The sequence below is a fragment of the Rhizobacter sp. P1_G5 genome (genome assembly GCF_056405435.1).
Genome location: NZ_JBFUCB010000149.1, coordinates 1 through 11,078, shown reverse-complemented (window position 1 = coordinate 11,078; position 11,078 = coordinate 1). Strand labels below are relative to the sequence as shown.

Genomic DNA, 11,078 nt, shown 5'->3' with positions numbered 1-11,078 from the left:
GGCCCGCCGCACCGGCGCTGACGTGCACGACCATGCCGCCGGCGAAGTCGCGCACGCCCAGGTCGTACAGCCAGCCCTCGGGGTGCCACACCCAGTGCGCCACCGGCGCATAGACGGCCAGCGACCACAGGCCGCAGAACATCGCGGCGATGCTGAATTTCACCCGCTCGGCGAACGAGCCGACGATCAGCGCCGCGGTGATGATCGCAAAGGCGGCCTCGAACAGCGCGAACGCCGGCGCAGGGATCTGCGGAGCCATCGCGTGCACGGGGACCCGGTCGCCCAGCGGCATGAACTCGAGGCTGAAGCCGTTGCCGAAGAAGCCCGCCCACGGCGACCCCGAGCCGAAAGCGATCGTGTAGCCCGCCAGGAACCACAGCACGCTGGTGACCGCGGCCACGATGAACACCTGCGTCATCGTGCCCAGGATGTTCTTCTTGCGCACCAGCCCGCCATAGAAGAAGGCCAGGCCCGGCAGCGTCATCATCAGGACGAGCGCCGTGCTGGCCAGCATCCACGCGGTGTCGCCGGCCGAGATCGCACTCGCCGCCGCGGTCTGCGGTGCGGCGCTGGCAGCGGAGGTTCCCAGCAAGGCCATCGCGCCGGCGGCGATCAGGCGATGGGGGCGTGGACGGTGGGCGTCGGTTGGTTGAGTTTGAGAGCGCATGGGGCATTGCACCAGCCGTCGCGCCCGAGGTCTTGATCAAGTCCTGATGGCGGCGGCATCCCGTTCGGCGCCGTCAACAACGTCACACATGACCTGGTCGCCTTCACGACCCCGACGTGACGCAGGCAAGGCAGCACGCCTGCTCCATACTGCGCCGGTGCGCGAACTCGAACAGATCCTGATCCTCTTCGTGGCGGCCGTGGCGCTGGCGGCGGCGGCTCGCCGCGCAGGCGCGCCGTACCCGGTCTTCCTCGCCATCGGCGGCGCGCTGCTGGCCCTGATTCCGGGCGCGCCGCAGCTGAGCCTGCCGCCCGACCTGGTGCTCGCGCTGTTCGTCGCGCCGATCCTGGTCGATGCCGGCTACGACGCCTCGCTGCGGGATCTTCGCGACAACTGGGCGCCGCTCGCCGGCCTGGTGATCGTCGCCGTCGGCCTGACCACGGCCGCGGTGGCCGTCGTGGCCCATGCGCTCGTGCCGAGCCTGCCGTGGGCCGCCGCGGTGGCGCTGGGCGCGATCGTCGCCCCGCCCGACGCGGTCGCGGCCACGGCCGTGCTGCGCCCGCTGCGCCCGCCGCAGCGCATCCTCGGCATCCTCGAAGGCGAGAGCCTGCTGAACGATGCCAGCGCGCTGCTGATCTACCGCCTCGCGGTCGGCGCGGTCGCCGCCGGCGGCTTCTCGGTGCAGGCGGTGGCGCCGACCTTCCTGCTGGCCGTGCTGGGCAGCCTGGTCGCGGGGCCGGCGCTGGGCTGGCTCGCCCAGCGTCTTTTCGAAAAGGTGCAGCACATCCCGACGGCCMTCGTCCTGCAGTTCGTCGGCACCTTCACCGTGTGGCAGGTGGCCGAGCACGTCGGGCTCTCCGGCGTGCTGACCACCGTCTGCTTCGCGATGACGCTGGCGAGAATGGCGCCGGCGCGCATCCCGGCGCGCATCCGCATCCCCACCAACGCGGTGTGGGCCACCGTCGTGTTCGCGCTGAACATCTTCGCGTTCATCTTCATCGGGCTGCAGGTCCGCCCGATCCTGGTCGAGCTGGCGCCGGCGGCGCGCGAGCAGTACTTCGGGGTGGCGGCCGCGGTGCTGGCCACCGTCATCGTCGTGCGCATCGCGTGGCACATGAGCTTCAACGCGGTGGTGCGCTGGCGCGACCGGCGCCACGGCTTCCACCCGCCGCGGCCGATGCTGCGGCCCAGCGTGGGCAGCGGGCTGGTGATCTCGTGGGCGGGCATGCGCGGCATCGTCACGCTGGCCGCGGCGCTCGCGCTGCCCGAGGGCTTTCCGGCCCGCGACCTGATCGTGCTGACGGCCTTTCTCGTGGTGCTGGGCACGCTGCTGATCCAGGGGCTGACGCTGAAGCCGCTGCTGCGCGCGCTCAAGCTGCGTGACGGCGACCCCGTCGCGCACGAGGAGCATGCCGCCCGCCAGCGCGTGCTGGAAGCGGCCTTCGCGCAGTTGCCGCAGGCGCCGTCCGCGGCGCTGGATCTGGTGCGCAAGAACCTGAAGATGCACCTGGGCCGGCCGTTGCACGGCAGCGAGAGCCCGTTCGCCGCCTTTGGTGCGGAATACGACGACCGCTACCGCGCCGCGCTGCAGGCCGCCCGCCACGCGCTGCTCGCGATGCGCGAGGCCGGCGAGATCGGCGACGACGCCTTCCACAGCCTGGAGAACGACCTGGACTGGCTGGAGGTGTCCGATCCGCTGCGCGCGGCGAATGCGGACGCGACGGGGTGAGGCCCACGGCGATTTACCGCGCTTTACTTGTGCCGCCTCGGCTCGTGCACGACCATGGGATGCCGAGTCAACACAGAGACCGATGCCATGAACCCGAGCCCTGCTTCCGATGTCCTCTCGAGTCGCCGCCACCAGGCATTCCCTCGCTTGAGCGAAGCCGACATCGATCGGATGCGACGCTTCGGCACGCTGCAGGCCTATCCGGCCGGCACCCGCATCGTCAGCGCCGGCACGCCGGGGCCGGGGCTGTTCGTCGTCGTGAAGGGGCTGGTGGCCGTCCTCCAGCGCGATGGCATGGGGCGCGAGACGCCTGTCGTCGAGCACGGGCCGGGCAACTTCTCGGGTGAACTGGCGACGATGACCGGCAAGCCTTCTCTGGTCGACGCCGTGGCCCGGGAAGATGTCGAGGCCTTGCTGCTGCCGCCCGGACAGGTGCGCTCGCTGATGATCGCCGAGGCCGACCTGGGCGAGCGCCTGATCCGCGCGCTCATCCTGCGACGCGTGGCGCTGATCGAACAGGGCGCCAGCGGGCCCGTGCTGATCGGCCATCCGAACTCGGCCGGCCTGCTGCGGCTCGAGGGCTTCCTGCACAGCAACGGCGAGCCGTTCCGGGTCATCGATGCACGCGATGACGACCGCGCGGCGGCGCTGATCGAGCAGTACGGCGCCGCCCCCGGCGAGCCGGTGGTCGTGTGCCCGGACGGCGCCGTGCTGGTGAACCCCACCGAAGCGACGCTGGCGCGCTGCATCGGCATGGTCGACAGCGCCGAGCGCAAAGAGATCTTCGACGTGGCGATCGTCGGTGCCGGCCCGGCCGGGCTGTCGACGGCCGTCTACGCCGCCTCCGAAGGCCTGCGCGTCGTCGTGCTGGACCGGCGCGCCTATGGCGGGCAGGCCGGTGCCAGCGCGCGCATCGAGAACTACCTCGGGTTTCCGACAGGCATTTCCGGCGCCGCACTGACCGGGCGCGCCAGCGTGCAGGCCGAGAAGTTCGGTGCCGAGTTGCTGATCCCGGCCGAGGTGCAGTCGCTGGACTGCGCTCGTGCGGGGCCGGAGCGTGAACTCGGGCTGCACCTCGCCGATGGCCGGCGCCTGCGTGCGCGCACGGTGGTCATCGCCAGCGGCGCGCACTACCGCCGCCTGGAGGTGGAACGACTGTCCGCCTTTGAAGGCCGTGGCATCTGGTACTGGGCCTCGGCACTCGAGGCCACGCTGTGTGCGCGAACCGAAGTGGTGGTCGTGGGGGGCGGCAATTCGGCAGGCCAGGCCGCCGTCTTCCTGTCGCAGCACGCCTCGAAAGTGCACGTGCTGGTGCGCGGACCGAGCCTGCGGTCCACCATGTCGCGCTACCTGATCGATCGCATCGGCGCGGCGGCCAACATCGAGCTGCGCCCGCACACCGAGATCGTCGAGTTGCATGGCGAGCCGATGAGCGGGCTGGAAGGGGTGACCTGGACCGACCGCCGGACGGCATCGCAGGAGCATCGCCCGCTGCGCAACGTCTTCCTGTTCGTCGGGGCCGAGCCCGAGACGCACTGGCTTGGCGGGTGYAGCGTCGGCGTCGATCCGCAAGGCTTCGTGCTGACGGGCGCCGGCGTCGCGGCCGATCCCTCGGGCTGGAAGGCCGCGGCGCTGGAAACCAGCGTGCCGGGGGTGTTCGCCGTCGGCGACGTGCGCTCCGGCTCGGTCAAGCGCGTGGGTGGCGCCATCGGCGAGGGCGCTGCGGCGGTCGCGCAGATCCACCACCACCTCGCAGGGTTGCCGGCGTCGCGTTGACTCTTTCGCGTGACGCTCGACTTCTTCATCCCGCCGAGCTGCGTCCAGACGGGTTGGTTCTTCGTCGTTTGCGTGGCCGGTGCCGGCGCGCTGATCTGGTGCGTCGCCTGGCTCCGCGTGCGCCAGGTCGCCACGAGAATGCGCCGCCTTCATGAGCAACGCATGGCCGAGCGCGATCACTTGGCGCACGAACTCCATGACACCCTGGTGCAAAGCACCCAAGGCCTGATCCTGCGCTTCCAGGCGGCGACCGATCGGATGGCCTCGGACGACCCGGCGCGCGCTGCACTCGCCCAGGTGCTGGACCGCGCCGAAGACGTGCTGAGGCAACAACTCGATCGCCTGTTCGACCCGCGCGAGCCGCCGCGTTCACACGATCGAGTGAACGGCGGGTGAAACGAATTGGGGTTCTGCCGCAGCGATGGAAGACCTATCGTTCAATCCCCCGCGCCGCAAGGAGCCACGCATGGCCTGCACGAACCGCATCAGTTCCGTGATCTCTGAACCGACCTGGCGGGCTGCACGTTCCTTTGCGTTCGGACCTTTCGTGCTCATTCCCGAACGCCAACTGCTGCTGCAGGGCGATGCACCGGTCCGCCTCGGGGGCCGTGCGCTGGACATCCTCACGGCGCTGGTCGAGCGCCCGGGCGAACTGGTCGGCAAGCGCGAGCTGATGGCGCGTGCCTGGCCGGACGTCGTCGTCGACGAGGGCAACCTGAAGGTCAACATGGCGGCCCTGCGGCGCGCGATCGGCGACGGCGTGGGCATGGCCACGTACATCGCGACGGTGACCGGCCGAGGCTACCGGTTCGTCGCCCCCGTCCAGGCCAACGGAGCACCCGGCTTCATGCCGGCCCCCGCGGCGACGGACCGGCGCGGCCACAACCTGCCGACCGCCACGACGCGCATCTTCGGCCGGGCGGAGGCGATCGATGCCATCCGGCTCGAACTCGAAGGATCGCGTCTCGTGTCCATCGTCGGCGCTGGCGGCATCGGCAAGACCACTGTGGCGCTCGCCGTGGCCGAACAGGTGCTCGGATCGTTCAGCGACGGCGTCTGGCTGATCGACCTGGCGATGCTCAAGGACCCGGCCCTGGCACCCCATGCCATCGCGACGGCGATCGGCCTGACCGCGCATTCCGAGAGCATGCTGATCCCGCTCTGCGAGTACCTGCGCGACCGTTCGATGCTGCTCGTGATCGACAACTGCGAGCACATCATCGATATCGCCGCCTCCTGTGTCGACCGGATCATGGCAACGGCGGCCGGCGTGAAGATCCTCGTCACGAGCCGCGAGCCGCTGCTGGTGAAGGGAGAACGGGTGCGCAGGCTGCCCGGGCTCGGTGCGCCCCTGCCCTCACCCCGGTTGAATGCCGACGAGGCGCTCACGTTTCCCGCCATCCAGCTCTTCGTGGACCGCGCCACCGACAGGCTCGAGTCGTTCCGGCTCAACGATGCCGATGCGCCAATCGTCGCGGAGATCTGCCGCCGTCTCGACGGGCTCGCGCTCGCTATTGAGTTCGCCGCGACGCGCATCGATGCGTTCAGCGTGCGCGATCTGCTGCAGCAGCTAGACGACCGGTTCCGCCTGCTGATCGGGCGCCGGGCGGGACCGGAGCGACACCGCACGCTGACGGCGACGCTCGATTGGAGCTACAGCCTGCTGCCGCCCGGCGAGGCCGCGGTGCTGCGCTCCGTGTCCGTGTTCGCGGGCGTGTTCGACGCCGCCGGGGCTGCGGCTGTGGCAGACCGCGCTCCCACGGAAGCGGCAGACATCCTGGGGCAGCTGGCCGCGAAGTCGCTGCTGGCCACGGACCTCGATGCCGATGGCATCGCCTACCGCCTGCTCGAGACCACGCGAACCTATGCCCTCGAACGCCTGCGAGCCGGCGACGAGGATCCGGTGGTCCGCCAACGCCACGCGGAACACCTGTGCGCGACGCTCGAGCGCGCCGCAGGCGAGTGGGCCCGGCGCCCGGCGACGGAATGGGGGCGTGCCTACGGGCGCGTCATCGACGACCTGCGCGCTGCGCTGGCCTGGACCGGCCGCGATGCGGCGAATCGATCGCTGCGGATCCGGCTGACGGTCGCCGGGCTGCTGCTGTGGAATCATTTCTCGCTGACCGAGGAGAGCGGCGTCCATGTGTCGCAGGCGGTCGACGAACTCGAGGCCGCGGACCTCGCCGGAACGGCTTTCGAGATGAAGCTCAAGCTGTGGCTCGGCGGCGCCACCGTGTTCACGCGCGGGCTCAAGCCCCGGGCGATGACAGCCTTGCGCCGCGCGCTGGAGATCGCGGTGCGGATCGGCGACATCGACTACCACCTTCGCTGCCTCATGATGATCGGCATCTACGAGCTGTTCACGGGCGAGCACGCTGCAGCGCTGCGCACGCTCGACGACTTCGGGGCGGTCGCCGCGAAGAACGATCCCTCCATCCTGCCCGAGGCCGACGTGCACAYGGCCATCGCCGAGCTCTTTCTCGGACGCCTGCACGCCGCCGGGCGGCGGCTCGAAGTCCTCCACGCGCGCGACCAGCGTTATTTCGGCTCGTACGACATCCGATACCTCTCCGATCCCATCGTCCTCGCGGGCGGGGTGCTGGGGCAGGTGCAGTGGCTGACGGGCCGCGCCGACACGGCCGTGCGCACGGCACAAGCCGCGCTGGAAAGCGCACGCGGGCTCGGGCATCACCTCTCGCTCAACAACTTGCTGTCGTATATCTGCCCGGTCCTCTACTGGAGCGGGCACGTCGACGCCTGTGACCGCCATGTCGCGATGCTGGAAGAGCACGTCACGCGACATGGCCTCGCCGCCCGGCGCCCTGTCGCCAGCTTCTACCGGGCCGYGCTGGCACACACGAGGGGCGACACCTCGTGCGACGCGGTGGCGGCCCTGCAGCAGGCCGTCGAGGAGTTTCGCAGCATCAACCACCTGGCGCGGATGCCGTACTACCTCAGCGTCCTGGCGGACGCGCTCGTGCGTCACGCCCGTCTCGGCGAAGCCGAATCGACGATCCGCAACGCACTCGACATCGCGCATGCGCACGACGAAAGCTGGTGCCTGCCCGAGGTCCTTCGCATCCAGGCGTCCCTCCGCGTGGCCCAGGGACGCAACCGCGACGCGGAAGTCCTGCTCGGCCAGTCGATGGCGTCGGCCCGGAAAGTCGGCGCGCTGTCATGGCGGTTGCGCGCGGCCACCGACCTCGCAGGGCTCTGGTGCGCCGGGGGGGCGAGAACGGACGACGCACGCCGGATGCTGTCGCCCATCGTCGACGAATTTTCCGAAGGGTTCGCGACGCGTGACCTGAGGGCAGCGGCCCGCCTGCTGGCCGAGTGCCGCTGCCCTGCCATCACTTGCCAGCCTTGACGTTGCGCTGCAGGAACGAGCGCATCAGCCGGCCGACCGTCTCGCTGTCCTCCTCGAGCGCGAAGTGCCCGGTGTCCAGCAGGTGCAGCTCGGCCTTCGGAAGGTCGCGAAGGTAGGGGTGCGCGCCGGCAGGCGGGAAGATCTTGTCGTTCTTGCCCCAGACGATCAGCATCGGCGGCTGGTGCTTGCGGAAGTAGGCCTGCCAGCCGGGGTACAGCGGCGGGTTCGTGCCATAGCTGTAGAACATTTCCAGTTGGATGTCCTTGTTGCCGGGGCGGTCCATGCGGGCCTGGTCGACCGTCCAGGCATCCGGGCTGATGTGGCTCACGTCGCGGATGCCTTCCGTGTACTGCCACTTCGTCGCACCGATCTCGAACAGCGGCCGCAGCTTGGCGCCGTTCGCTTCGGACTTGTCTGCCCAGTACACCTTGGCGGGTACCCAGAACTCGTTGTCGATGCCTTCGTTGTAGGCATTGCCGTTCTGCACCACGATCGCGGTGATGCGCTCGGGATGGGCCGCCGCGATGCGAAAGCCGATGGGCGCGCCGTAATCCTGCACATAGAGGGCGAACTTCTTCGCATCGACCGCCTCGGTGAACTTGTCGATCACGCGGGCGAGGTTGTCGAAGCTGTAGTCGAACTTGTCCATCGCCGGCATGTCGCTCTGGCCGTAGCCGGGGTAGTCGGGCGCGATCACGCGGTACTTGTCGGCCAGCCGCGGGATCAGATTGCGGAACATCTGCGACGAGGTGGGGAACCCGTGCAGCAGCAGCAAGACCGGCGCGTTCTTCGGACCGGCTTCGCGGTAGAAGACGTTCACGCCGTCGACCTTGACCGTGCGGTAGCTGACGGCCGCGGTGCTGACGGAGTTCGACGGTTCGCTCGCGGCAGCGGTGTTGGCCTGGGCGCCGTGCGCTGCAAGCGCCAGCAGCAGGGAGGAGGCGAAGCGCTTGGCGCTGACAGAGGATTTCATGGTGTGTCCTTCAGTGGAGGGGTCGATCGGGGTGCATCAGCCTTCGGTGGCGCCGAACATCGCCTTGGCGTAGGCGATGCCCACGCCGTAGCCGCCGGCCAGCTGCCGGGCGATGCCGGTGGTCAGGTCGTAGGTCTCGCCGCGCCCCCAGTCGCGCTGCAGCTCGAGCAGGTACTGCAGCGCGGTCATCGGCTGCGCGCCGGCCTGCACCATGCGTTGCACCGCGCGCTCGTGGGCTTCGGCCGTCACGTCACCGCAGGCATCGGTGAGCACGAAGACCTCGAAGCCCTGCTCGATCGCCGACAGCGCCGGCCCGACGATGCACACCGAGGTCCAGAGGCCGGCCAGCACCACGCGCGGCTTTCCGATCGCGTTGACGACACGGATGACGTTCGCGTCTTCCCAGCAGTTCATCGTGGTGCGATCGAGCATCTCCTGGTCGGGAAAGGCCTCGATGACCTCGTCGAACATCGGCCCCGAGAAGCTCTTCGCCGCCACGGTGGTCAGGAGGGTCGGCACCTTGAAGCCTGCGGCCGCACGCGCCGCGATGCGGGCGTTGTTGCGCAGGCTCACGCCGTCGATGGACTGGGTGGCGAATGCCATCTGCGGCTGGAAGTCGATCAACACCAGCGTGTGATCGGTCGGGGTGAGCAGCCGCGAGCCCGCGGCGGGCTTGGCAGTGAGGGTCATGGGATCTCTCCTTCGAGGACGGGTTGACGGGTTGCGAGCCCACAGTCTCCCGGCCGCGGCACGCGCCCACAACGCACCTGCGGCCACCACCGCACCCCACCTTGGGCCAATGCGAAAGCGAAGGCATCCGACGACAGTGGGCCTTCCACAACTGCAGATCGGAACTGCCATGACGACTTCACTGTTTCCCAAGATGACCGCGCTGACAGCCGCCTCCAGCCTCGCGCTCGGTGCCTGGCTGAGCCCCGGTGTCGTGGCCGCCGCGCCGGCCACGGCGGCAGCGGCCGACAACAAGCAGGTCAGCGTGATCCTGGTCCACGGCGCGTGGGCCGATGGTTCCAGCTGGAACGACGTCGTGCCCCTGCTGCAGGCGAAGGGGCTGACGGTGGTGACCGTACAGAACCCGCTCAGCGCATTGGCCGACGACGCGGCCGCGACGCAACGGGCCATCGACCGGCAACCGGGGAAGGTGCTGCTGGTGGCGCATTCGTGGGGGGGTGCGGTCATCACCGAGGTGGGCCGGCAGGAGAAGGTGGCCGGCCTGGTCTACGTGGCGGCCTTCGCGCCGGGCGACGGCGAGTCGGTGAACGACATGCTCGCCAACAAGGACATCCCGCCGCCGCCGGGCCTGGCCGGCATCGAGCCCGATTCGCACGGCTACCTGTGGATGAGCACCCGCAACTTCGGCGAGCACTTCGCGCAGGACCTGCCGGCCGCGCGGACCGCCCTGCTGGCGGTCAACCAGAAGCCCATCGCCGCGAGGAGCTTCGGTGACAAGGTCAGCGTACCGGCGTGGAAGAGCAAGCCCAGCTGGTATGTCGTGGCCGAGCAGGATCACATGATCCCGCCGCCGGCCCAGAAGGCGATGGCCCAACGGGCCGGCGCCAAGGTGACGAGCCTGGAGGCGGGGCACGCCGTGATGATGCGGCGGCCTGCGGAAGTGGCCGCCGTCATCATCGAGGCGGCCCGCTCACTGAGCCTCTAGGCGTAGCGACTCTAGACGTAACAACTGCACCCGAGCGCCCCCCAGAAGGCGGGTGCGTCCGCCACCGGCACCCGGGTGCCGGCCGCCTTCAGGTGGTCATGCGCATGCAGCCCGCAACCCGAGCGGCACGCGCATGCCGCGGCGTACTGGTAGCGCCGGTCGCTGTCCCCCAGCGTGAGCTGGCGTGCCTGGTAGCCGCCGAAGGTTCGCACCGGCGACCAGCTGGGCGACGCCGGCGGAAGCGGCGGGGCCAGCGCGGTGAAGCGCTGCGCGCCGTGCACCACCTGGCCCGCCACGACCGTCAGCACCGACACGATGTCCTGGATCTGGTCCTCGGGCACGGCGAAGTAGTCGCGATCGAGCACCGCCACGTCGCCCAGCGCCCCGGGTTTGAGCACGCCCTTCCTGCCGCTGTCGCGCGAGAACCAGGCGCCGTCGGCCGTCATCAGCCCCAGCGCGGCCAGGCGGTCCAGGCGGCGCTCCTCCGGGTAGAGCACCGTGCCGCCGATGCTGCGACCCGACACCAGCCAGTAGAGGGCCTGCCAGGGGTTGTAGCTGTTGACCCGCGTCGCATCGGTGCCCAGCGTGACCGGCAGGCCCATCTCGACCATGCGTTTCACCGGCGGCGTCTCGGCTGCCGCCGACAGGCCGTAGCGGCGGATGAAGGCTTCGCCCTGCATCGACATCCGGTTCTGCACCGCGACGCCGCCGCCCAGCTTCCGGATGCGCTCCAGGTTCTGCGGCGTGACCGTCTCGCAGTGGTCGAAGAACCACCCCAGCTTGTCGATGGGCAGGTCGCGGTGCACCTTCTCGAAGACGTCGAGCGCGCGCGACACCGTCTGGTCGTAGGTGGCATGCATGCGCCAGGGCCAGCCGTTGCCGGCGAGGAAG

At 69.8% G+C, this 11,078-nt stretch carries 9 protein-coding genes; 5 read left to right on the top strand and 4 right to left on the bottom strand.

Annotation, left to right across the window (positions count from 1 at the left end; genetic code table 11):
- The coding region (locus AC1D12_RS12960; RefSeq protein WP_477840799.1) for an ammonium transporter at positions 1 to 598 on the bottom strand (598 nt) is incomplete at its 3' end.
- Between the two features lie 226 nt (positions 599 to 824).
- Here AC1D12_RS12960 and AC1D12_RS12955 point away from each other — a divergent pair.
- From AC1D12_RS12955 to AC1D12_RS12940, 4 genes are all read left to right on the top strand, one after another.
- Entirely contained in the window at positions 825 to 2,396 is a 1,572-nt protein-coding gene (locus AC1D12_RS12955) for a cation:proton antiporter (protein WP_477840797.1), read from the top strand.
- 87 nt (positions 2,397 to 2,483) lie between these two features.
- Positions 2,484 to 4,172, top strand: coding sequence for an FAD-dependent oxidoreductase (locus tag AC1D12_RS12950; protein WP_477840795.1), 1,689 nt, complete (start codon positions 2,484 to 2,486; stop codon positions 4,170 to 4,172).
- A 9-nt stretch (positions 4,173 to 4,181) separates the two neighbouring features.
- The gene (locus AC1D12_RS12945; protein WP_477824871.1) at positions 4,182 to 4,568 is read left to right on the top strand and encodes a histidine kinase; all 387 of its coding nucleotides are present in this window, start codon (positions 4,182 to 4,184) and stop codon (positions 4,566 to 4,568) included.
- A gap of 70 nt (positions 4,569 to 4,638) precedes the next feature.
- Positions 4,639 to 7,539 carry an ATP-binding protein gene (locus AC1D12_RS12940; RefSeq protein ID WP_477840793.1) on the top strand — a complete coding sequence of 967 codons (2,901 nt, stop codon included), beginning with the start codon at positions 4,639 to 4,641 and terminating at the stop codon, positions 7,537 to 7,539.
- Here AC1D12_RS12940 and AC1D12_RS12935 read toward each other — a convergent pair.
- Together AC1D12_RS12935 and AC1D12_RS12930 are read right to left on the bottom strand one after the other, a co-directional pair.
- Complete coding sequence (locus AC1D12_RS12935) at positions 7,523 to 8,512, bottom strand: alpha/beta fold hydrolase (RefSeq protein ID WP_477824873.1); 990 nt, start codon at positions 8,510 to 8,512, stop codon at positions 7,523 to 7,525. The genes AC1D12_RS12940 and AC1D12_RS12935 overlap by 17 nt on opposite strands.
- Positions 8,513 to 8,548: 36 nt before the next feature.
- On the bottom strand, positions 8,549 to 9,202 hold the full coding sequence (locus AC1D12_RS12930) for a hydrolase (RefSeq protein ID WP_047509851.1): 654 nt from the start codon (positions 9,200 to 9,202) through the stop codon (positions 8,549 to 8,551).
- A gap of 169 nt (positions 9,203 to 9,371) precedes the next feature.
- On the opposite strand from AC1D12_RS12930, the gene AC1D12_RS12925 reads away from it, so the two are divergent.
- Entirely contained in the window at positions 9,372 to 10,187 is an 816-nt protein-coding gene (locus AC1D12_RS12925; RefSeq protein WP_477824874.1) for an alpha/beta hydrolase, read from the top strand.
- 11 nt (positions 10,188 to 10,198) lie between these two features.
- On the opposite strand, the gene AC1D12_RS12920 is transcribed toward AC1D12_RS12925, so the two are convergent.
- The coding region (locus tag AC1D12_RS12920; RefSeq protein ID WP_477840791.1) for an amidohydrolase family protein at positions 10,199 to 11,078 on the bottom strand (880 nt) is incomplete at its 5' end.

Excerpts from the sequence above, each read along its gene's own strand:
- AC1D12_RS12930 (WP_047509851.1), bottom strand. The coding sequence starts at position 9,202 with ATGACCCTCACTGCCAAGCCCGCCGCGGGCTCGCGGCTGCTCACCCCG.
- AC1D12_RS12935 (WP_477824873.1), bottom strand. The coding sequence starts at position 8,512 with ATGAAATCCTCTGTCAGCGCCAAGCGCTTCGCCTCCTCCCTGCTGCTG.
- AC1D12_RS12925 (WP_477824874.1), top strand. The coding sequence starts at position 9,372 with ATGACGACTTCACTGTTTCCCAAGATGACCGCGCTGACAGCCGCCTCC.